The 22,070-nt window shown below is 69.3% G+C and carries 17 protein-coding genes and 1 tRNA gene; 16 read left to right on the top strand and 2 right to left on the bottom strand.

Going from position 1 to position 22,070, the window contains the following annotated elements:
- The first annotated feature begins 123 nt into the window (after positions 1-123).
- Positions 124-954 (top strand): sulfurtransferase, encoded by an 831-nt coding sequence (locus VF542_RS02250; RefSeq protein WP_408650080.1) that lies wholly within the window; start codon positions 124-126, stop codon positions 952-954.
- 90 nt (positions 955-1,044) lie between these two features.
- Complete coding sequence (locus tag VF542_RS02245) at positions 1,045-1,344, top strand: DUF1416 domain-containing protein (RefSeq protein ID WP_408650079.1); 300 nt, start codon at positions 1,045-1,047, stop codon at positions 1,342-1,344.
- Between the two features lie 10 nt (positions 1,345-1,354).
- Here VF542_RS02245 and VF542_RS02240 read toward each other — a convergent pair whose 3' ends face one another.
- A complete protein-coding gene (locus VF542_RS02240; RefSeq protein ID WP_408650078.1) occupies positions 1,355-1,726 on the bottom strand; it encodes a DsrE family protein in 372 nt (123 codons plus the stop codon).
- Positions 1,727-1,845: 119 nt separating this feature from the next.
- Here VF542_RS02240 and VF542_RS02235 point away from each other — a divergent pair, with 119 nt between their 5' ends.
- From VF542_RS02235 to VF542_RS02200, 8 genes are all read left to right on the top strand, one after another.
- The gene (locus VF542_RS02235; protein ID WP_408650077.1) at positions 1,846-2,409 is read left to right on the top strand and encodes an FABP family protein; all 564 of its coding nucleotides are present in this window, start codon (positions 1,846-1,848) and stop codon (positions 2,407-2,409) included.
- Between the two features lie 252 nt (positions 2,410-2,661).
- Positions 2,662-3,123, top strand: a complete 462-nt coding sequence (locus tag VF542_RS02230; RefSeq protein WP_408650076.1) for a Fur family transcriptional regulator — start codon at positions 2,662-2,664, stop codon at positions 3,121-3,123.
- A complete protein-coding gene (locus tag VF542_RS02225; RefSeq protein ID WP_408650075.1) occupies positions 3,116-4,198 on the top strand; it encodes a YgfZ/GcvT domain-containing protein in 1,083 nt (360 codons plus the stop codon). Before VF542_RS02230 ends, VF542_RS02225 begins: the two co-directional genes overlap by 8 nt.
- A gap of 2,628 nt (positions 4,199-6,826) precedes the next feature.
- Positions 6,827-7,813 (top strand): TIGR03557 family F420-dependent LLM class oxidoreductase, encoded by a 987-nt coding sequence (locus tag VF542_RS02220; RefSeq protein ID WP_408650074.1) that lies wholly within the window; start codon positions 6,827-6,829, stop codon positions 7,811-7,813.
- Positions 7,814-7,887: 74 nt separating this feature from the next.
- On the top strand, positions 7,888-11,310 hold the full coding sequence (gene fdh / locus VF542_RS02215) for a formate dehydrogenase (protein WP_408650073.1): 3,423 nt from the start codon (positions 7,888-7,890) through the stop codon (positions 11,308-11,310).
- Positions 11,310-12,221: a 4Fe-4S dicluster domain-containing protein gene (locus VF542_RS02210; protein WP_408650072.1), complete on the top strand. Its 912-nt coding sequence runs from the start codon at positions 11,310-11,312 to the stop codon at positions 12,219-12,221. The genes fdh and VF542_RS02210 overlap by 1 nt, the downstream gene beginning before the upstream one ends.
- Positions 12,222-12,367: 146 nt before the next feature.
- A complete protein-coding gene (nrfD, locus tag VF542_RS02205) occupies positions 12,368-13,315 on the top strand; it encodes an NrfD/PsrC family molybdoenzyme membrane anchor subunit (RefSeq protein ID WP_408650081.1) in 948 nt (315 codons plus the stop codon).
- A 45-nt stretch (positions 13,316-13,360) separates the two neighbouring features.
- On the top strand, positions 13,361-14,401 hold the full coding sequence (locus tag VF542_RS02200) for a DUF4232 domain-containing protein (protein WP_408650071.1): 1,041 nt from the start codon (positions 13,361-13,363) through the stop codon (positions 14,399-14,401).
- 41 nt (positions 14,402-14,442) lie between these two features.
- Here VF542_RS02200 and selD read toward each other — a convergent pair whose 3' ends face one another.
- The gene (gene selD / locus VF542_RS02195) at positions 14,443-15,432 is read right to left on the bottom strand and encodes a selenide, water dikinase SelD (RefSeq protein ID WP_408650070.1); all 990 of its coding nucleotides are present in this window, start codon (positions 15,430-15,432) and stop codon (positions 14,443-14,445) included.
- A 44-nt stretch (positions 15,433-15,476) separates the two neighbouring features.
- Between selD and VF542_RS02190 the strand changes: the two genes are divergently transcribed.
- The 6 genes from VF542_RS02190 to VF542_RS02165 form a co-directional block, all read left to right on the top strand.
- Positions 15,477-15,572 (top strand) — tRNA-Sec (locus VF542_RS02190).
- 65 nt (positions 15,573-15,637) lie between these two features.
- Positions 15,638-17,128: an L-seryl-tRNA(Sec) selenium transferase gene (gene selA / locus VF542_RS02185; RefSeq protein WP_408650069.1), complete on the top strand. Its 1,491-nt coding sequence runs from the start codon at positions 15,638-15,640 to the stop codon at positions 17,126-17,128.
- Positions 17,128-18,930, top strand: coding sequence for a selenocysteine-specific translation elongation factor (gene selB / locus VF542_RS02180; protein WP_408650068.1), 1,803 nt, complete (start codon positions 17,128-17,130; stop codon positions 18,928-18,930). Before selA ends, selB begins: the two co-directional genes overlap by 1 nt.
- Positions 18,931-18,987: 57 nt before the next feature.
- Complete coding sequence (locus tag VF542_RS02175) at positions 18,988-19,653, top strand: HAD family hydrolase (RefSeq protein WP_408650067.1); 666 nt, start codon at positions 18,988-18,990, stop codon at positions 19,651-19,653.
- A gap of 291 nt (positions 19,654-19,944) precedes the next feature.
- Positions 19,945-21,264, top strand: a complete 1,320-nt coding sequence (locus VF542_RS02170; RefSeq protein ID WP_408650066.1) for a DegT/DnrJ/EryC1/StrS family aminotransferase — start codon at positions 19,945-19,947, stop codon at positions 21,262-21,264.
- Positions 21,261-22,070: MFS transporter (locus VF542_RS02165; RefSeq protein WP_408650065.1), on the top strand; the 810-nt coding region annotated here is incomplete at its 3' end. The genes VF542_RS02170 and VF542_RS02165, both read left to right, overlap by 4 nt.

The following is a 22,070-nucleotide window of genomic DNA, read 5'->3' as shown; positions in this document are numbered from 1 at the left end:
CGGCGTAACGCCGCCAGACTGCCCCCGCCCCCCACCACCGCGTGCTCGGCGGCAAAGTGTGACCCTGCCAACCTGTGCCGGTTCCGTCGAATATCTCCCTTTACCCATCAAGGAGAAAACATCATGAGCCGCTCCGAAGTGCTCGTCTCGGCCGATTGGGTCGAACAGAATCTGAACACCCCCGGCGTGGTGATCGTCGAGGTCGACGAGGACACCGCCGCCTACGACACCGGCCACATCACCGGTGCTGTGAAGCTGGACTGGAAGACCGACCTGCAGGACCCGGTCGTGCGCGACGCGGTGAGCAAGGAGGACTTCGAGAAGCTGCTCTCGGCCAAGGGCATCAGCAACGACGACACCGTGGTGCTCTACGGCGGCAACAACAACTGGTTCGCCGCCTACGCCTACTGGTACTTCAAGCTGTACGGCCATGACAAGGTCCAGCTGCTCGACGGCGGCCGCAAGAAGTGGGAACTCGAAGGCCGCGAGCTGTCCAAGGACGAGGTCTCGCGTGCGGCGACGGAGTACCACGCCAAGGACCAGGACCTCTCGATCCGCGCGTTCCGTGACGAGACGGTCGCCGCGATCGGCAACAAGAACCTGGTGGACGTCCGGTCCCCGGATGAGTTCTCCGGCAAGCTGCTGGCCCCGGCGCACCTGCCGCAGGAGCAGTCCCAGCGCGGTGGCCACATCCCGACCGCGCTGAACGTGCCGTGGTCCAAGGCTGCGAACGAGGACGGCACCTTCAAGTCCGACGACGAGCTTGCCAAGCTCTACGCCGACGCGGGCCTGGACACCGGCAAGGACACCATCGCCTACTGCCGGATCGGCGAGCGCTCCAGCCACACCTGGTTCGTGCTGCACGAGCTGCTCGGGCATTCCAACGTCAAGAACTACGACGGCTCGTGGACCGAGTACGGGTCGCTGATCGGCGTACCCATCGAGAAAGGCTGAGCTCGTGAGGATCGCAGCGAGCGTCAGCGAGCGAGGACCGGAGCGAGCGGGCGATGAGCGCTCGCGCGAAGAGAATGAGGACTGATCCAGATGTGCGGAGCCCCGCCCCAGACCCCGACGCTGCCACCGCACGTCGACATCACCAAGGAGACCGTGATCTACGGAACGGTCTCCAAGGACGACGCGCCGGTACCAGCCGCCTACGTCCGGCTGCTCGATTCCACCGGTGAGTTCACCGCCGAGGTGCTGACCTCGGCCACCGGTGACTACCGGTTCTTCGCCGCACCCGGTGACTGGATGCTGTCGGTGATGCACAACTCCGGTTCGGTGCGCCAGCCGGTCAGCGCGCCGGCGCCGGGCCTGGTGGAGGCCTCGCTGGTGCTGACCTGAGGTTGGCAGCTCAGTAGACCAGCGCCTGGACGTTCGGCTGCAGGATCTCGTCGACGAAGGTGGCCGAGCCGGCGATCCGCACCCCGGGGATGAGCTGCTCCGAGGTGATGGATCGCCGCTGGGCGCACTGGGTGCAGACCGTCAGAGCGCCCAGTTCCACCACGGCGTCGCGCAGCTGGGCCAGCGGTGCCGAGTGCGGCAGCGTGAAACTCTCGGCCCGGCCGGGCACGCCGAACCAGGCTGCCTCGCCGGTCAGCCAGAGCGAGACGCCGATCCCGGTGGCAACTGCGGTGGCAGCCACGGTGAAGGCCTGAGCGCACCGCTCGGCGTCCTCGGCACCGGCGGTGCACTTGATGATCAGAGCGCGGGTCGGTGTGTCCACAGCGGCTATCCTTTCGCTCCATGGAGGCGTTTTTCATCATCCTGCTCATCGTGGCGTTCCTGGCGATCGCCGCGATGGCCGCCTTGATCGTGGGCAAGCTGTTCGCGGGCCAGCACTAGGTGGCCGAGGAGCCCACTCCCGCCGACGTGCCGGTGCCGTCGGTGCCGGAGATCACCGACACCACCGACCTGCGCTCCGGACCGGAGATCAACCAGGCACTGCTGGCGCTGCTGGCGCTGGTCGGGCGCTGGTCCGGTTTCGGCAACGGTGCCAAGCCCGCCACCGGCGAGGAGTTCCGCTACGCCCAGCGGATCGGTTTCGCCCACGACGGCCGGCCCTTCCTGTCTTATGAGTCCCGTACCTGGCTGCTGAACCCGGACGGATCGGTGCTCCGGCCGGCGTTCCGGGAGAACGGGTTCCTGCGGATGGGCAGCGGCCAGGACGAGCTGGAACTGGTGCTGGCAACCGCGGTGGGCATCGTCGAGGTGTTCACCGGCCTGGCCGGTGACTCCCGGTGGGAACTGGCCACGTCGGCGGTCGGCCGCACCCGGTCGGCCAAGGAGGTCGCAGGTGAGCGGCGGTTGTATGCGCTGGCCGGCGACAAGCTGATGTACGCCCAGGAGCTGGCGCTCACCCCGGGGGACTACCGCCCGCACCTCAACGCCAGCCTGACCCGCGACTGAACCGCAACAGCTCGAGCAACTGGCCCCGGACATGTGAAAACCCCGAGCCGGTTCACGGTGAACCTGGTACCGGTCGGACAAGCCCGGCGACTCGGGGTTTCAGGAGGCACCGGACTAGCCGGCGACCTCCTTAGGTGTCCGAGAGAGCATCAAAGTTCTGGACCACCTCCTTTCCCATACGCACACCAAGATACTTCGCGGTGCCGGATCGGGCCAGTCTTTTCATGCTGCCGCCCATACCATGGACAGATCATGGCCCACCAGCACCCCGCGCCGCCTGACTCGCTGGCCGGCCGGCTCCGCGAACGCGGCATGCGGATGACGCCGCAGCGCCAGCGCGTTATGGCTGCCGTGACTCAACTGGTGCACGCCACTCCCGACCAGGTCGCCGAGGCGGTGCCCGAGGTCGACCTGACCACGGTGTACCGCACGCTGGAAGTGCTGGAACAGATCGGCATGCTGGCCCACACCCACCTGGGCCACGGGGCGCCGTCCTACCGGCTGGCCGGCGACGACCATGTGCACGTGGTCTGCCATCACTGCTCGTCGGTGGTCGACGTCCCGGCCGGCGTGGCCGACGCGCTGACCGCCCAGCTACTGGCCGAGCAGGGTTTCGTGCTGGACCGCTCGCACTTCACCGTCTTCGGCACCTGCGCCGACTGCGCCGCCCGCACAGCCAGCACTGCCCGCACCGCCGGAGGAACCCATGACTGACTACCGCTCACCCCTGCTCGACTGGCCCGGTGCCGTCGAAGCCGGCGGCCCGGACACCGGCACCGCCTGGCACTACGGCGATCCGCTCGGGGAGCAGCGCCGGGCGGTGGCCGGTGCCGGCCTGATCGACCGTTCGCACCGGGACGTCCTGGTGGTGCCGGGTCCGGACCGGCTGGACTGGCTGCATGCGATCTGCTCCCAGCACCTGAGCGCACTGGCGGACGGGGACTCCACCGAGGCGCTGGTGCTGTCCCCCAACGGGCACGTCGAGCAGCACTGGCAGCTGACCGAACTCGGGGACCAGGTCTGGATCGACACCGAGCCTGGTGCCGCCGACGAGGTGCTCGGCTACCTGCTCAAGATGCGGTTCCTCAAGCGGGTGGAACCGGCGGTCGTCACCGCCGGGTCCGGGGTGCTCTCGTTGATCGGGCCGGAGGCGGCCGAGGTGCTTCGTGAGGCCGGGCTGCCGGTGCCGGGAACCAAGGCTCTCGCGCTGCCGGGCGGTGGCTTCGTGCGCCCCGCGCTGTCGGCCGGCGGCCCGGTGGACCTGATCGTCGAGCGGGCGGAACTCGCCGCGATCGCCGGCCGGCTGCGGGCCGCCGGAGCGCACCCGACCGGAAGCTGGGCCGCGGACGCCCTGCGGGTCGAGCGGCGCCGGCCACGGCTGGGCGTCGACACCGATCACCGGACGCTGGCCCACGAGGCGAACTGGATCGGCTCGGCGGTGCACCTGGACAAGGGCTGCTACCGCGGCCAGGAAACGGTCGCCCGGGTGCAGAACCTCGGCAAGCCGCCGCGCCGGCTGGTGCTGCTGCACCTGTCCGGGGACTCCGAGCGGCTGCCCGAGCCCGGCAGCCCGGTCGAGCGGGACGGCCGGCCGGTCGGCTTCGTCGGCACTGCCGTGCAGCACCACGAGCTGGGGCCGATCGCGCTGGCCATCGTCAAGCGGGGACTGACCGGCGAGGACGTCCTCGGCGTGCCGGGGCACTCGGCGGTGCTGGACCCGGCCGACGCCGTGGCCGAGCTGCCCACCGGTTTCGCCGGCCGGGCCGGCAGCACCTCCACCAGCGCCTGATCACCTGCTTCAGCGACCCTTGTGCGCTGGCCGCCATCGTCCTCTCGTCACCGCAAGGCTTTTATCGAACGCGTGGTGCCTGCCAGTACCGTCGCGGCCTAAGGTGTCTCTGAAGGACCTCATCAAGAAGTTGAGCCTGTCGAGACCTGCCGTTCCACTCCCGCGTACCGCTCGGCTCACGCGCTGACTCGAGGACCCAGTCGTGATCGGCCTTGGCTTTCCATGATCAAGGCCCCATAAACTTGGCAAGCTGCACGGAAGTGAAGCTGACTCCAGCCTCGAACCGGTTGCTCACCACCACGCGCGACGGCACCAGCCGGCTGTCATCGATCACCGCGCATAGTCAAGCCAGCGATAGTGTCTCTCCGCATAGGCCCGTCACGGTCAGGGGAGGTCAGGTGAGGTCATCGCGGAGGGCGTGGGCCCTCGTTATCGGCGCGGTTGCTCTCGCGGTCGTAGAGAATGTAGTAGCGAGTGATTTACAAAGCTGGCCTATACCCACGCCTGTTTTTTGGATACTACTAGTAATGCTGGTGGTTTTGACTTACATCTGGACCAGCCAACGAGTGGTTCAGCCTGAGATTACGCTGGAGGGACTTTCCGAGGCCGTACAGTCTCGATTGACGAACGATAGAGAAGCGCGACGGTTGAATTCTCCTGACCCTCTATATTTGCGCTGGTCTAATGATGAGCAAATCTCCGCACCTGCGCGTGACTTGTTGCGACACACTACCTTCGGTAGCAATGCGGTTCGTATCCATATCAGCGGAGACCGCAGTAATCTTGTAGAGGTGCTCCATCGGCTTACGCCGCAGCGGCTGGTGATTGTAGGCCCCAAAGGTTGCGGCAAAACGACAAGCCTTCTTCTCCTGACCTTGGAGATCCTACGAAAGCGACAACCCGGTGAGATTGTTCCAGTCATGCTTCAAGCGAAGAATTGGGATTGCTTCACCGAACACCTATGGGTGTGGGCAGCAAGGCAGCTCCTCAACGACTATTTTCTTGATGCCCGACCCGATAGGCAAACGCTGGATCGGTTAGCAGGGCTGATTAGCAGTGGGCGCATTTGCTTGGTGCTAGACGCATTTGATGAACTGCCAGAAGCAATTAAGGTAAACGCCTTCGCTGTATTGCATGGTGCACTCAGTGATCAGCCCTTGATCCTCAGCTGCCGCCATCACGAGTACCGTCAACTAACAAGCAGCGGGTCTCCGATTCACGGATCGCTAGCACTTCGTATTGAGCCGCTATCCGTCGTTGAAATTGCTGCCTACTTAAGTCATTCTTCACGGGCGGTGCTGTGGGGCACCCTAATCGAGGAAATGCGAATCCACCCTGATGGCGTTTTGGCGGAGGCCTTATCGGTGCCACTAATAGTGTGGGCACTTGCCGCGAGTGAGCATGAGGCTGCAACTATCTCAAGAGCGCTTACTGATGGCTCCATGACAGGCTCCGACAAGATTCGATCGCTTATTCTCAGCAGTGTCGTACCCTCGTTATACGCATTCACACCGACTGCAGAGCGAAAGAGGCGACACTACTACGACGCTTCTAGCGCACTGCGAACCATCACCTTCCTAGCGCGGTCAGTATCTGCGTCGGCGCCACCCCGGAGCGCGGCCCTGCCGTCGCTTAACGGAGACATTGATTGGTGGCGGACGTATCAGCTATGTAGCCGTCGAGCCATTGGGATAACGGTCTTCTTATTGGCCTGTATTGTTGGTGTTATTCCGGCCTTTGTGGGTGCCTATATAACCGTAGGTCTGAATCGACCACGAGTAATATCATTGTCTATAGCCCTGCTGGTAGGAATCTCGGCATCTGTGATTGCGATAATGTACGTGCATCCTCCCCCTCCCGGACGCTTCAGAATGAGACGTCTTCCCCTTAAGGCGCGAATTCAGGTAATACAGTCGAATCTCTGGACAGGATTCGGAGGGGGAGCCACTATCAGTATAGCAAGTATGGCAGGTGGCTCTGCGGGATTCGGCGCTCGGGCGGGACTTGTTGCTGCCGTTATAACAGGACCTCTCGCGATGTTCGCGATATTCCTAGTAATAGCCTTCAATGGCCCAGTCGATCCGAAGGAGATTGTTAATCCACTGAGAAGCATTCGTGATGACCGGAATGTTTGCTTCATCACTGGTTCCATACTATCCGTGACCCTATCGGCTGTATTTTTCCCTGTGAGCTCTATGGGTATTGCGTTGACAGGGGGCCTTGTGTGTGGCTCGATAGTTTCTGTAGGCGTGTCAGCATATGGCTGGCTCTGGATTGCTAGGATCTGCTTAACTATAAGTCGAGCCACTCCCATCGCTTTAATCTCATTCATGGAGGATGCGTACGAGAAGGGCCTGTTCAGGCAGGCAGGGCCCACTTATTCTTTTCGCCACCTCGAATTGCAGCACTATTTCGCTACGGCCACCCACTGAGGCATCGCGCTCAACCATTCAGCGCCCCATTATTTGCCCGCCCAATGACACTTCGCAGAACGGCGGCTGACGCTGAGGTTGGCTGCGGCGGGGCCGTCGCCGACAGGTCGCTCCCTGCTAGTCGCCAACGATAGCGCGGCGACAGCAGGTGTGGGCCCGGTTGCCATCGCCCGAGCCGGTGGGTAATGGTGGATCCATGACACGTTTCGGCTACACGTTGATGACGGAGCAGAGCGGTCCGAAGGAGCTGGTGCGTTACGCGGTCGCCGCCGAGCAGGCCGGCTTCGACTTCGAGGTCTCCAGCGACCACTACTTCCCCTGGCTGGATTCGATGGGCCACGCGCCCTACGCCTGGTCGGTGCTCGGCGCCGTGGCGCAGGCTACCGAGCGGGTCGACCTGATGACCTACGTGACCTGCCCGACGATGCGCTACCACCCTGCGGTGGTTGCCCAGAAGGCCGCCACCCTCGGCCTGCTGTCGGACAACCGGTTCACCCTCGGCCTCGGATCGGGGGAGAACCTCAACGAACACGTGATCGGCGAGGGCTGGCCGGTCGCCGCGGTGCGGCAGGACATGCTCGCCGAGGCGATCCAGATCATCCGCGCGCTGTACACCGGCGAGCTGACCACCTGGGTCGGGGAGTACTTCCGGGTCGACTCGGCCAAGATCTGGGACCTGCCCGACACCGGCGTCCCGCTGGCCATCGCGGTGTCCGGGGTCCGCTCGATCGCCGAGTTCGCGCCGCTGGCCGACCACATGATCTCCATCGAACCCGACCCCGAACTGATCCAGGGCTGGGACCAGACCCGTGGCGACGAAGGCCTGCCTGACAGCCGCAAGATCGGCCAGGTGCCGATCTGCTGGGGACCGGACAAGGACCAGGCGATCACCCGGGCACACGAGCTGTTCCGGTGGTTCGGCGGCGGCTGGGCCGTCAACGCCGACCTGCCGACGACGGCCGGTTTCGAGGGCGCCAGCAAGTTCGTCCGGCCGGAGGACGTGGCCGATTCGATCGCCTGCGGCCCGGACCTCGACGAGCTGGCCGAGTCGGCGCGCCCGTTCTGGGAGGCCGGCTACACCGACATCGCCCTGGTGCAGGTGGGCGATGAGAACCAGCAGGAGTTCCTGGACAAGATCGCCGAGCCGTTGCTGGACAGGCTGCGCTCCGCCGCCGGTACCTAGCAGCGGGCTACCGATGCTCCGGTGGCCGGCCTTGACAGCGGGATAGTGTGGACTTCGAGGCGAAAGGATCACTGGTGGACCTGCGAAAGACCTTGCTGTCATGGCCGGTTCTGCGCCAGATGAGCGACGGGGACCCGCTCGGCCGGGGCAAGGCGGTGCAGTCCAAGCACACCGCCGCGAACTGGACCGCGCGCACCGAGACCGCCGACCGGATGGTCAAGAGCGTCTGCCCGTACTGCGCCGTCGGCTGTGGCCAGCGGATCTACGTCAAGGACGAGAAGGTCGTCCAGATCGAGGGCGATCCGGACTCGCCGGTCAGCCGTGGCCGGTTGTGCCCGAAGGGCTCGGCCAGCGAGCAGCTGGTCAACTCACCGCTGCGCCAGACCGCGATGCTCTACCGCCGCCCGGGCGGCACCGACTGGGAGCCACTGGACCTCGAGCAGGCCACCGACATGATCGCCGACCGGATCCTCGAGACCCGGGCGCGCACCTGGCAGGACGCCGACGAGCACGGCCGGCCGTTGCGCCGCACCATGGGCATCGCCTCGCTCGGCGGCGCGACGCTGGACAATGAAGAGAATTACCTGATCAAGAAGCTGTTCACGGCTCTGGGAGCCATCCAGATCGAGAACCAGGCCCGTATTTGACACAGTGCCACCGTCCCCAGTTTGGGGGCCTCGTTCGGACGTGGCGGCGCCACCTCCTTCCTGCAGGACCTGCAGAACTCTGACTGCATCGTCATCCAGGGTTCCAACATGGCCGAGTGCCATCCGGTGGGGTTCCAGTGGGTGATGGAGGCCAAGGCCCGCGGCGCCAGGATCATCCACATCGATCCGCGGTTCACCCGCACCTCGGCACTGGCCGATCACTACGTGCCGCTGCGGGCCGGCAGCGACATCGCGTTCCTCGGCGGGATCATCAACTACATCCTGTCGAACGAGAAGTACTTCCGTGAGTACGTGGTGGCCTACACCAACGCCGCCACCCTGCTGCGCGACGACTTCGTCGACGTCGACGACCTGGACGGGGTGTTCTCCGGCTACGACCCCGAGACGGGGATGTATGACACCTCGACCTGGACCTATGAGGGTCAGGACGAAGGTCACTCCTCCGCCGGTTCGCAGCGGACCGCCTCGGGTGCGGAGGCCGATTCGCCGGGCGGGTCCCGCGCCGACGATGCCGGCAGCGGTGGCAACGGTCAGGAGAGCGAGGTCTCGCAGAGCGAGCGCGGCGGCGGTCACGAGATGGGCGGCCACGGCGCGAAGCTGAAGCACGCCGAGGTGCATCGCGACGAGACGCTGCAGCACCCGCGGTCGGTGTTCCAGGTGCTGAAGCGGCACTACGCCCGCTACACCCCCGAGCTCGTCGAGCAGGTCTGCGGCGTCTCGCCGGAGGACTTTCTCAAGGTGTGCGAGGCGGTCACCGAGAACAGCGGGCGCGAGCGCACCACCGCGTGGGTGTACTCGGTCGGCTGGACGCATCACACGGTGGGCGTGCAGTACATCCGCGGCTCGGCGATCATCCAGCTGTTGCTGGGGAATATGGGCCGGCCCGGCGGCGGGATCATGGCGCTGCGCGGGCATGCCAGCATTCAGGGCTCGACCGACATCCCGACGCTGTTCAACCTGCTGCCCGGCTACCTGCCGATGCCGAAGGTGGGTGAGCACGACGACCTGCCGTCCTACCTCGACACCATCCGGAGCCCTGACCAGAAGGGCTTCTGGGCAGAGGCGGAGTCCTACACGGTCAGCCTGCTGAAGTCCTACTGGGGCGACGCCGCGACGCCGGAGAACGATTTCGCCTTCCATTACCTGCCCAAACTGACCGGTGACCACGGCACCTACCAGACCGTGATGGACATGCTGGAGGACAAGGTCGAGGGTTACTTCCTGCTCGGCCAGAACCCGGCGGTGGGCTCGGCACACGGCAGGATGCAGCGGCTGGCCATGGCGCACCTGAAGTGGCTGGTCGTGCGCGACCTGAACCTGATCGAGTCGGCGACGTTCTGGAAGGACGGCCCGGAGATCGAGACCGGCGAGCTGCGCACCGAGGACATCGACACCGAGGTGTTCTTCTTCCCGGCCGCCTCGCACGCGGAGAAGGACGGCACCTTCACCCAGACCCAGCGGATGCTGCAGTGGCACCACAAGGCCGTCGCGCCGCCCGGTGACTGCCGCAGCGAGCTGCACTTCTTCTTCCACCTCGGCCGCAAGATCCGGGAGCGGCTGGCGAACTCGACCGAGCAGCGGGACCGCCCGATCCTCGACCTCACCTGGGACTACCCGGTGGACGCCGAGGGCGACCCGTCGGCCGACGCGGTGCTGCGCGAGATCAACGGCAGCCACCTGACCGGCGAGAAGGCCGGCCAGCCGCTGAAGCTGTTCACCGAGATGAAGCCGGACGGTTCCACCTCGGGCGGCTGCTGGATCTACAGCGGCGTGTACGCCGACGGGGTGAACCAGTCCGCGCGCCGCAAGCCCGGCAAGGAGCAGAGCTGGGTCGCGCCGGAATGGGGCTGGGCGTGGCCGGCGAACCGCCGCACCCTGTACAACCGGGCCGCCGCCGATCCCGAGGGCAATCCGTGGAGCGAGCGCAAGGCTTACGTCTGGTGGGACGCCGAGCAGCAGAAGTGGACCGGCCACGACGTGCCCGACTTCCCGGCCGACAAGGCACCGTCCTACCGTCCGGAGCAGGGCACCCCCGGCGCGGCGGGCCTGGCCGGTGACGACCCCTTCATCATGCAGTCCGACGGCAAGGGCTGGCTGTACGCGCCGGAGGGGATCCTGGACGGCCCGCTGCCGGTCCATTACGAGCCGGCCGAGTCCCCGGTGCGCAACCCGATGTACCGGCAGCAGGCCAACCCGACCCGGCAGGTCTACCCGCGGCCGGACAACCTGCAGAACCCGTCCCCGCCCGAGGCGCATGCCGAGGTCTTTCCCTACCTGTTCACCACCTACCGGCTGACCGAGCACCACACCGCCGGCGGGATGAGCCGGTGGGTGCCCTACCTGTCGGAGTTGCAGCCGGAGTTCTTCTGCGAGGTGTCACCGCAGCTGGCGCGCGAGCGCGGGCTGACCAATCTCGGCTGGGCGACCATCGTCACCGCCCGGACCGCGATCGAGGCCCGGGTGCTGGTCACCGAACGGGTGGTGCCGCTGCTGATCGACGGCAAGGAGTTCCACCAGATCGGCCTGCCCTACCACTGGGGGGTGGGCGGCTCCGCGCTGGTCACCGGTGACTCGGCCAACGACCTGTTCGGGGTCACCCTGGACCCGAACGTGCACATCCAGGAGACCAAGGTGGCCAGCTGCGACATCCGGGCCGGCCGCCGGCCGACCGGGCCGGCGCTGCTGCGCTTCGTCGAGGACTACCGCCGCCGGGCCGGGATCACCATCGAGACCGGCAACACCCGGCGGACGCCGGTTGCCTCCGGTACGCCGAGCCGGGCCGGATCGACGCCAGCCGAATTGACGCCAGCCGAATCGCAGGAGGACTGATGCCGAGCCTGTCCGGTCCGCTGCACGATCCGGCCGGCGATGCCGGCTGGCAGGAATCGCAGCCGCGCAAGGGATTCTTCACCGACACCTCGATCTGCATCGGGTGCAAGGCCTGCGAGGTGGCCTGCAAGGAGTGGAACGGGGTTCCCGACGATGGCTTCAACCTGCTGGGTTCCTCCTACGACAACACCGGCTCGCTGAGCGCCTCGACCTGGCGGCACGTCGCCTTCATCGAGCAGGCGGCGACGCCGGCGTCCAACACCGTCAGCCTGGGCATGCCGACCACCGAGCGTCCGGGCGCGGCGATGAATCCGGAGTCGGCCGTCGACTTCCGCTGGCTGATGTCCTCCGACGTCTGCAAGCACTGCACGCACGCCGGCTGCCTGGACGTCTGCCCGACCGGGTCGCTGTTCCGGACCGAGTTCGGCACCGTGGTGGTGCAGGAGGACATCTGCAACGGCTGCGGTTACTGCGTGCCGGCCTGCCCGTTCGGGGTGATCGACCGCCGGATCGGCGAGCAGGGCCAGAAGAACGTCGGCATCGCCCAGAAGTGCACGCTCTGCTACGACCGGCTCGGCGCCGGCAACACCCCGGCCTGCGCCCAGGCCTGCCCGACCCAGTCGATCCAGTTCGGCGACCTGGACGAGCTGCGCGAGCGAGCCGCAGCCCGGGTCGAGACGCTGCACGCCCAGGGGGTCAGCAAGGCTCGGCTGTATGCCGACAGCCCGGACGACGGGGTCGGCGGCGCCGGTGCGTTCTTCCTGCTGCTGGACGAGCCGGAGGTGTACGGGTTCCCGCCTGACCCGGTGGTGCCGACCCGGGACCTGCCGCAGATGTGGCGGCATGCGGCGATGGCCGCGGCCGGCCTGCTCGCCGGTGCGGTCGCCGCCTTCCTCGGAGGCCGGGGGTGAGCCAGCACCAGGCCGAGCTGGCCGCCGAGGGACGTACTCAGCACCCGGAACAGCCAGAACAGCCGGTGCAGGCAGTGTCTCCCGCGGACGGCGCCGTTGACCGGCGCCGTCGCCGGGTCGGAAAGCGCCGCCGGGACGAGCACCAGATGGTGCCGGACGCGGTGTTCACCTCCTACTACGGCCGCCCGATCGTCAAGGCCTCGCCGTGGGAGGCCGACATCCCGGCGTACCTGTTCCTCGGTGGGGTGGCCGCCGGCTCGTCGCTGCTGGGCGCCGGGGCGGGGCTGACCGGCCGTCCGGTGCTGCGCCGGGCCGGCCGGATCTCCGCGCTCGGCGCGATCAGTGTCAGCTTCGCCGCGCTGGTGCACGACCTGGGGCGCCCGTCGCGGTTCGTCAACATGCTGCGGGTCGCCAAGCCCACCTCGCCGATGTCGGTCGGCACCTGGATCCTGACCGCGTACGGCCCGCTCGCCGGTGCGGCAGGGGCGGCGGAGCTGTTGACGCCGCTGGCTTCCAGGTTGCCGTCCGCTGCCCGGCCGCCGATCCGGCTGCTCGGCCGGCTGGCGGGGCCGGCCGGGCTCGGTGCCGCTGTCGTCGCTCCGGCGGTCGCCTCGTACACCGCGGTGCTGCTGACCAACACCTCCACGCCGACCTGGAGCGCGGCCCGCAAGCACCTGCCGTTCGTCTTCGTCGGCTCGGCGGCGGCGGCCTCGGGTGGCCTGGGGATGATGCTGGCGCCGGTGTCCGAGGCGGGCCCGGCCCGGCGGCTGGCCCTGGGTGGCGCGCTGCTGGAGCTGGGCGTGGAGCGCTCCATGGAAGCGTCGATGGGCATCACAGCCGAGCCGCTGCACCAGGGCACCGGCGGGGTGCTGATGCGGGCCAGCAAGACCCTGACCGCGCTCGGAGCGATCGGTTCACTGTTCGGCGGCCGGAATCGACTTGCCGCGGCGCTGTCAGGAGCCTGCCTGATGGCAGGGTCCGCGTGCACCCGGTTCGGCGTCTTCGAGGCCGGTCAGGCCTCGGCCCGGGACCCGAAGTACACCGTGGTGCCGCAACGCCAGCGGATCGAACGCGGCGAGTCAGCCGGCGCCTGACAAGCCGTAGAGGTCGCCATGCGCACGAGCCCTTTGAGGTTGTTGGTGCCGGTTGCGTTGCTCGTACCGCTGGCCGCCGCGTGCTCGCACGCCCCTAGCCACCCCGCCGCAGCCGGCGCGACCACGGGTGTCCTCACCGCTGCCTCGACGGCGGCCGGGTCAGCGACGCTCACCCGGCAGGCGTCGGCTTCGGCTAGTTCCCGGCATGGCGCCGGTACCACGTCGACCGGCCCCGCTGGCACGGCGAGCAGCGGGCCGGCTGATGGACCGGCCCGGTGCGCTGAAAGCCAACTTCGGGCCAGCATCGATCCGCGCCATATTCCGGGCAACGGCACAGCTGGCAAGGACGGCCGGCTGCTGCACGCCGTGCTGATCGACTTCCAGAACACCTCGCGGTCGACCTGCGTACTCGATGGCTACCCGGGCGCGGCGATCGTGGACGAAGCCGGCCATCAGGTGCGCCAGGCCACCCGGACGCTGCAGGGCCCGCTGCTCGGGTTACCCGTCGGGCAGAGCGTCGCCACGCCGGTGACGCTGGCGCCACAGGCCTACGCGTCAGCGGGGCTCGAAGGCGTCGATGAGCGCAATCCCGGTACCGCACAGGCCGGCTGCGACGCACCCCACTACCCGCGAATCCTGATCACACCGCCCAACACCTTCATCCCGGTTCCGTTCACCGTTGGCTGGCCGCGGTGCTACTCGTTCGAGGTTCACGCCGTGCGCGCTTTGTCCGAACCGCCCCGGGTCGGGCTGGCAGCCTTCGTCGGCGACTGGTCCGGGCACACCAGGCGGCTTACCGTCGCACCCGACGGCACCGCCGCCGTGTTGGTGGACGACGGTTGCTGCACGCGCGTCTATACCTCCAAGATGAAGCTCAGCAACGGTCGCGGCACGGTGATCGACGGCAGCGCCACCGCCACCCTCACCCAGCTGCAAGTCAACCCGGGCGCGCTCGGTCATGGCCCGGTGCCCAAGGTCGGCGACAGCAGGACCATCACGATCCGGAACGGCGTCCTGACCGACCCGTTCTTCAACGTGACCTTCTGCGACGCCACCGTGAGTGCACCGGGCACCTGCGGCGCCTGAGCGGTCACGCGGACCCGTGCCGCCGGCCGTCGCAAAGTCGGTCAGCGGACGTCGATGACGGCGTCCCGGCGCGGGACGAACTCACCGATGACCGTGCCGCCGGTGGCGATCTCACCGGCCAGTAGCAGGCCGCCGCTGGTCTGCGCGTCGGCGAGCAGCAACAACTCCTCCTCACCGACTGATGCGTGCAGGTGCGGCGCGACCCAGGCCAGGTTGCGCCGGGTGCCGCCGCTGACGAAGCCGTCGGCCAGCGCTTGCCGGGCGCCGTCGAGGTAGGGCACCGCGGCGGCGTCGATCACCGCGGTGACCCCGGACGCCCGGGCCATCTTGTAGAGGTGGCCGAGCAACCCGAAGCCGGTGACGTCGGTCGCCGCCGAGAGCCCGGCCTGCAGCGCGGCGGCGCAGGCATCCCGATTCAGCGTCACCATCGACGAGATCGCCTGCTCGAACACCTCGCCGGTGGCCTTGTGCCGGTTGTTCAGCACTCCCACCCCGAGCGGCTTGGTCAGGGTGATCGCCGTGCCCGCGACAGCGGCGTCGTTGCGCAGCAGCCGGGTCGGGTCGGCGATGCCGGTGACCGCCATGCCGTACTTCGGCTCCGGATCGTCGATGCTGTGCCCGCCCGCCACCGGGCAACCGGCCTCGGCGGCGATGTCGAAACCACCGCGGAGCACCTCGCGCAGCAGTTCGGCGGGCAGCACCTCCCGCGGCCAGCCCACCAGGTTGATCGCCAGCACCGGTCGCCCGCCCATCGCATAGACGTCCGACAGGGCGTTGGCGGCGGCGATCCGTCCGAAGTCGTAGGCGTCGTCGACCACCGGGGTGAAGAAGTCGGCCGTGCTCAGCACCGCGGTAGCGCCGTCGATCCGGACCACCGCGGCGTCGTCGCCGTCGTCCAGGCCGACCAGGAGGTCGGGCGAGCCGGGCCGGATCAGGCCGGCCACGAGATCTTCCAGCTCGCCCGGTGGGATCTTGCAGGCGCAGCCGCCGCCGTGCGCGTACTGGGTCAACCGATAGGTCGCGATGGTCACCCTGTCGAGGCTAATCAATCACCGTCTCGGCTAGCGTCTCTTACGGAGGCGTACAGGTGCCTGGTGGCCCTCCCGGTCTTCAAAACCGGTGAAGTCGAGTACCTCGGCTTGGCGAGTTCGATTCCCGTCCGCCTCCGCCAACGCAGTACCGCACGGCCCGCCACCCAGCACGACCCAGCCGCCATAGAGGCCAGGAGGAGCACCGGTGACCGATCCGCGCCGGCAGGTGCCCCGCACCGACGTGCTGCTGGCCGACCCGCGGCTGGCCGAGGCCACCGGCCGGCTGGGTAGTGCCCGGCTCAAGGCCACCGTGGTCGCCGTGCAGCAGCTGATCCGCGCCGGCGAGCTGGCGCCGGCCGACGCCGTGCCGGCCGTGCTGGCCCGGCTGCCGGCCTCGGCCACCTCGCTGAACCGGGTGCTGAACGCCACCGGAGTGGTGCTGCACACCAACCTCGGCCGGGCCCGGCTGTCGGAGTCCGCGGCAGAGGCGGTGCGGCAGGCCGGCGGCTACCTCGACGTCGAGTTCGACCTGGCGACCGGGCGGCGGGCCCGGCGCGGCCGCGGGGCGCTGGCTGCGCTGGCCCAGGCGGTGCCGGCCGCCGAGGCGGTTTTGGTGGTGAACAACGGTGCGGCCGCCCTGCTGCTGGCGGTCACGGCCCTGGCCGGCGACCGCGAGGTGGTGGTCAGCCGGGGTGAGCTGGTCGAGATCGGCGGCGGCTTCCGGCTGCCCGAGCTGGTCGAGTCCACCGGCGCCCGGATCCGCGAGGTGGGCACCACCAACCGCACCAGCCTGGCCGACTATGCCGGCGCCGTCGGGCCGCGGGCCGGCTGCGTGCTCAAGGTCCATCCCAGCAACTTCCGGATCGAGGGCTTCACCGCCGGCGCCGGTATCGCCGAGCTGGCGACCCTGCCGGTGCCGGTGATCGCCGACATCGGCAGCGGCCTGCTGCGGCCGGACCCGCTGCTGCCCGACGAGCCGGACGTGACCGGCAGCCTGCTGGCCGGCGCGAGCCTGGTGACCTGCAGTGGTGACAAGCTGCTGGGCGGCCCGCAGGCCGGCCTGATCTTCGGCCGCGCGGAGCTGGTGGAGCGGCTGCGCCGGCATCCGCTGGCCCGGGCGCTGCGGGTGGACAAGCTGACGCTGGCCGCGGTGGAGGCGAGCGTGCAGGGACCGGCCACCCCGACCGATCGGTACCTGCACGCCGACCCCGACCAGCTGCGCCGGCGGTGCGAGCGGGTGGTCGCCGCGCTGCTCGCCGACCCGGATGGCCTGGTCGGCGTAGGTCCAGGCCCGGCCGGCCTCAACGGTGTGGACCCCCACGGCGCGGCCCGAGCCAGCCTCGGCGGCGTGGTCGAGGTGGTGCCCAGCGCCGGTGCGGTCGGCGGCGGCGGGGCACCCGGTGTGGAGCTGCCGGGCTGGGCGGTGGCCCTGCCCGAGGACTACGCCCAGGCGCTGCGCGCCACCCAGCCCGCCGTCATCGGCAGGCTCGAGCGCGGCCGCTGCCTGCTCGACCTGCGCTGCGTCGAGGAGGCCGAGGAGGCAGACCTGATCGCCGCCGTCCGGTCGGCCGCGGCCCGACTCGCCGTCGGGCGTGCCGACAGCGCCGGCTCGTCCACCACCGCATCACCAACCGCCGGCCCGCCAACCGCCGGCCCGCCAACCGCCGGCCTGCCGACCACGGGTCCGGCGAGCTGATGCGGGTCATCGCGACCGCCGGTCACGTCGACCACGGCAAGTCCCGGCTGGTCCGGGCGCTGACCGGCATGGAACCCGACCGGTGGGCCGAGGAGCGCCGCCGCGGCATGACCATCGACCTGGGCTACGCCTGGACCACGCTGGACTCCGGTGAGCAGCTGGCCTTTGTCGACGTCCCGGGCCACCAGCGCTTCGTGACCAACATGCTGGCCGGGGTCGGCCCGGTGCCGGCGGTGCTGCTGGTGATCGCCGCCGACGAGGGCTGGCGCCGCCAGACCTCCGAGCACCTCGATGCGATTGACGCGCTGCGGATCCGGCACGGCCTGATCGCGGTCACCCGCAGCGACCTTGCCAGCCCCTCCCAGACCGCGGCGGTGCTCGCCGATGCTCGTCAACGGGTGGCCCGGTCGAGCCTCGGCGAGGTGCCGGCCCTGGCGGTGTCGGGGGAGACCGGGGCAGGTATCGAGCAGCTTCGGGCCGCGCTGCAGGAGCTCGTCGACGCCCTGCCGGCCCCGGACCTGGACCAGCGGGTGCGGCTCTGGGTGGATCGGGCCTTCACCGTCAAGGGCAGCGGCACCGTCCTCACCGGAACCCTGGGCGCCGGTCAGATCGCCGTCGGCGACGAGCTGGAACTGCACGGCCGGACGGTGGTGGTGCGCGGGCTGCAGCAACTGGCCAGCCGGTCCGAGCGGGCCCGGGCGGTGGCCAGGGTGGCGGTGAACCTGCGCTCGATCCCCCGGCAGCAGGTCGCGCGCGGGGACTGCCTGCTGACCCCGGGCGCGTGGCGGTTCAGCGACTGCCTGGACGTCCTGCTGGACCCGCTGCTGGCCGAGCCGCACAGCCAGCAGGTGCTGCACATCGGCTCGGCCTCGGTCCCGGTCCGGCTGCGGTTGCTCGGCACCGACGAACCCGGCAGAGATCAACCGGGCGCAGACGAACTGGCCACCGCTCGGCTCACCCTGGCCCGGCCGATGCCGGTGCAGGCCGGTGACCGCGCGGTGCTGCGCGATCCCGGGCAGCAGAGCATCACCGCCGGGGTGCTGGTGCTCGACGCCGACCCGCCGGCCCTGACCAAACGCGGCGCTGCCCGGGCCCGGGGCGCCCGGCTGGCCGACGGCACGGCTGCCGGCCTCGCCGACCAGGTCCGCCGCCGGGGCGCGGTCAGCCGGACCACCCTGACCGCGCTCGGGGTGCCCGTCAGCGACACCACCGGCGTCCTGGTGCGCGGGGACTGGCTGATCGACCCCGGCACCTGGCAGCACTGGCAGGACGCGCTGCTGGCAGCGGTCGACCGGCATGCCGCCGCTGACCCCCGGCAACCGCACCTCAGCGAAGACGCCGCCCGGCAGGCGCTCGGCCTGCCCGAGCCGAGGTTGCTCGCCGAGCTGGCCGCGGGCCTCGGCCTGCGTACCGAGGGCGGCCGGATCGGCCGGCCGGAGGCCCTGCCCACCCTGGGCGCGGCCGAGCAGTCGCTGCGGCTGGTGGACCAGCGGCTGGCCAAGGACCCCTTCGATGCCCCCGAACGCACCGAGCTGGCCGAGCTCGGGCTGGGGGTGAAGGACCTGGCGGCGGCGGCCCGCACCGGCCGGGTGCTGCGGTTGGCCCCCGATCTGGTGGTGGCTCCGGACGCCCTGGAGCGCGCCGCGGCGCTGGTGCGGGCGCTGCCGCAGCCGTTCACCGCGAGCCAGGCCCGGCAGGCCCTGGGCACCACCCGGCGGGTGGCGCTGCCGCTGCTGGAGCAGCTGGATGCCGCCGGGCTGACCGTCCGGATCGACGGCACCCGCCGTGCGGTGCGTTCCTGATCGCCTCGCGGTGCGTTCCTGATCGCCGGCCCGGCCGGTTGGGAGCAAGATGAAGTCATGAGCGTCCGGCGTGGAGTCCTGTTCGACATCGACGGCACGCTGGTCGACACCAGCTACCTGCATACCGTCAGCTGGTGGCAGGCATTCCGGCAGGCCGGGATGGATGTCTCGATGGCCCGCATCCACCGGGCGATCGGCATGGGCGGTGACCAGCTGGTGCACGAGGTGGCCGACGGCACCGCCGACGACCGGGCGCAGGAGCTGATAACCAGCCACGACGCGGTGTACTCGGCCTACTGGCCGGGCTTGCGGCTGCTGCCGGGTGCCCGGGAGCTGGTGCTGCACTGCCACCAGGCCGGCCTGGTCACCGTTCTGGCGAGTTCGGCCGGCAGTGCCGAGTTCGACGTCCTGACCAGGGTCCTGGATCTCGGCGAGGTGATCGACGCGACCACCGGCTCAGCCGACGCCGACAGCAGCAAGCCCGATCCCGACATCGTCCTGGTGGCGCTGGAGAAGGCGGGCCTGCAGCCGGAGAACGCCATCTTCGTCGGCGACGCGGTGTGGGACGTGCAGGCCTCGGCCAAGGCCGGGCTGCGGTGTGTCGGGGTGGAGTCGGGCGGCACCAGCGCCGCGGAGCTCGTCGAGGCCGGTGCGGTGCGTACCTACCGCGATGCCGCGGATCTGCTGGCTCGCTTCGACGGCAGCCCGCTCGATTTCAGCTGACTGCAACCAACCGACTGCAGTTCGTGCAGACGCGAGGTGTCCTACGGGACCCGATTGACCGGTCGCGAATTGTCCATAATTATTGGATGGGCGCACGCTACGAGCCACGGCCGGCGCGATCTGTGGAAACATCGGGAGTTGTGTCCGGGGGCGACTGCAGCACCGCGCGGGTCGAGCCGTCCACGTCGCAACCGCACGTCTCTGCGTGCCGATCCCCGCGGCCCGGCTGTGCGGGTCGCGGCACCGCAGGCATTCCCGCCAGGGAGGATCGACCCGCGAAGGAGTAGTACGTTGACCGTCAACGAGGATCTCGAGGCCCGCTCGTCCGAGTCAGGTGATTCGGAGGCCCTGCTGGCGATCGACGGTGGCGTGCCGATCCGCACCGCGCCCTGGCCCACCTACGACAAGGGAGCCGTGTTCATCCAGCCCGAGGACGAGAGCGCCGTCATGCGGGCGATCCGCAGTCACCTGTACTTCCGTTATGACTACCGGCCTTATGCCGAGACCGAATGCGGCCAGCTCGAGCGCGAGCTGTGTGACTACTTCGGCACCCGGCACGCGCTGGCCGTCACCAGCGGAACCGCCGCCCTGGCCCTGGCGATCATGGCCGCCGGCATCCCGCCCGGCTCGGTCATCGCCTGTCCGGGCTTCACGTTCGTGGCCACCCCCAGCGCCATCGTGATGGCCGGTTGCCGGCCGCTGCTGGTCGAGGTCACCGAGGACCTGCACCTGGACCTGGCCGACCTGCGCCGCCGGTGGACGCCTGAGGTCAAGGCCATCATGGTGGTGCACATGCGTGGCTTCGCCGCCGACGCCGAGGCGCTGGCCGGCTTCGCCGCCGAGATGGGGGTGCCGCTGTTCGAGGACGCGGTGCCCGCGCTGGGCGCCGAGCTCAGAGGCCGCAAGCTGGGCACCTTCGGCCTGGCCGGCGGCTTCAGCACCCAGTCGGACAAGTCGCTGAACTCCGGTGAGGGCGGCTTCCTGCTCACCAACGACAGCGCGCTCTACGCCCGCGCGGTGGTGCTCGCCGGCGCCTACGAGGGCCGGGTCGGCCGGCACTTCGCCGACGGGCCGCCGCCGCTGGACACCGATCTGAGCCTGCCGTTGCTCAGCCTGCGGATGGATGAGATCCGCGGCGCGCTGCTGCGCTCGGAACTGGTGCGGTTGCCGGAGCGGCTGGCGTGCTTCCACCGCAACTACGACTGCGTCGCCACGGCGCTGGCCGACGTCGAGGGCATCCGGATCCGGCAACCGGTCGCGCCGCAGGCCTACCTCGGCGAGGCGTTCATCTTCCGGGTACCCAACGAGAAGGCACAGTGGTTCGCCGACGCCCTCTGCGCCGAGGGCATCGACGCGCGCAACCTCGGCTCGGCCCGTGACACCAACGTCCGGGCATTCTGGAACTGGCGGTTCCTGTTCCCCGGTGCCGAGGTCGAGGAGATCCAGGCGATGCTGCCGGTCGCCACCGGCTACCTGCAGGACGCGGTGGACGTGCCGCTGTCCTCCACCCTGACCCCCGAGGACTGCCAGCACCTGATCACCGCGGTCCGCCGGATAGCGCGGGCGCTGTCAGAGAAGCAGTCCGGGCACGCGGAGCTACCGCCTCGATGACCGCGGTCCCAGATACCGATGCACTGCCGCGCAAGGCTCTCATCGGGCCGTTCGGCGGCTTGTTCTGCGGCTATCTGGGCTTGACCGCCGCGATCCCGGTGCTGCCGGGCTACGTCCGGGACCGCTACGACGCCTCGGACTTCCTGGTCGGCCTGGTGGTCACCGCCACGGCGCTCACCGCACTGCTGATCCGGCCGCTGGCCGGCGGCCAGGCCGACTACCGGGGCAATCGCCTGGTGATGCAGGTGGGCGCGGTGCTCCTGGCGCTCGGCGGCCTGGCCTACTACCTGCCCATCGGACTGACCGGCCTGATCCTGGACCGGCTGATGCTGGGCGTCGGCGAGGCGGCGCTGTTCACCGCCGGCGCGGTGTGGGTCGTCTCGTTGGCACCGCACAGCCGGCGCGGCCAGCTGATCGGGCTGTACGGCGTGAGCATGTGGGGCGGCATCTCGGCCGGTACGTTCCTCGGTGCGGTGCTGCACAACCTCAGCTATGAAGCGGTCTGGGCGCTCTGCATGGCCGCGCCACTGGTAGGACTGGCGCTGATCAGCTCGGCCCCGGCCCCGGCTCGCCCGCCGGGGCCGCGCAAGCCGACCGGGCTGATGCTGCGCCCGGCGCTGACGCCCGGACTGGCGCTGGCCCTGGCCGCCGGCGGCTACGCGGCGCTGGCTGCCTTCGTGGTGCTGCACCTGCAGGATCGCGGCATCGGCTCGGGCGTCGTGGTGCTCAGCTGCTTCAGCCTGGTCTACGCCGGCACCAGGCTGTTCATCGGCCGGTTGCCCGACAAGTACGGCCCGCGGCCGGTG

Origin of the sequence: Jatrophihabitans sp., assembly GCF_036389215.1 — a bacterium.
Classification (GTDB): Bacteria; Actinomycetota; Actinomycetes; order Mycobacteriales; family Jatrophihabitantaceae; genus Jatrophihabitans_A.
The sequence above is the reverse complement of the archived record's forward strand: the minus strand, read 5'-3'. Positions and strand labels throughout refer to the sequence as shown.

Bases quoted from the DNA above. Each gene is read 5' to 3' on its own strand.
- VF542_RS02250 (WP_408650080.1), top strand. From the start codon at position 124: ATGAGCCGCTCCGAAGTGCTCGTCTCGGCCGATTGGGTCGAACAGAAT.
- VF542_RS02245 (WP_408650079.1), top strand. From the start codon at position 1,045: ATGTGCGGAGCCCCGCCCCAGACCCCGACGCTGCCACCGCACGTCGAC.
- VF542_RS02230 (WP_408650076.1), top strand. From the start codon at position 2,662: ATGGCCCACCAGCACCCCGCGCCGCCTGACTCGCTGGCCGGCCGGCTC.
- VF542_RS02225 (WP_408650075.1), top strand. From the start codon at position 3,116: ATGACTGACTACCGCTCACCCCTGCTCGACTGGCCCGGTGCCGTCGAA.
- VF542_RS02220 (WP_408650074.1), top strand. From the start codon at position 6,827: ATGACACGTTTCGGCTACACGTTGATGACGGAGCAGAGCGGTCCGAAG.
- VF542_RS02210 (WP_408650072.1), top strand. From the start codon at position 11,310: ATGCCGAGCCTGTCCGGTCCGCTGCACGATCCGGCCGGCGATGCCGGC.
- nrfD (WP_408650081.1), top strand. From the start codon at position 12,368: ATGGTGCCGGACGCGGTGTTCACCTCCTACTACGGCCGCCCGATCGTC.
- selB (WP_408650068.1), top strand. From the start codon at position 17,128: ATGCGGGTCATCGCGACCGCCGGTCACGTCGACCACGGCAAGTCCCGG.
- VF542_RS02175 (WP_408650067.1), top strand. From the start codon at position 18,988: ATGAGCGTCCGGCGTGGAGTCCTGTTCGACATCGACGGCACGCTGGTC.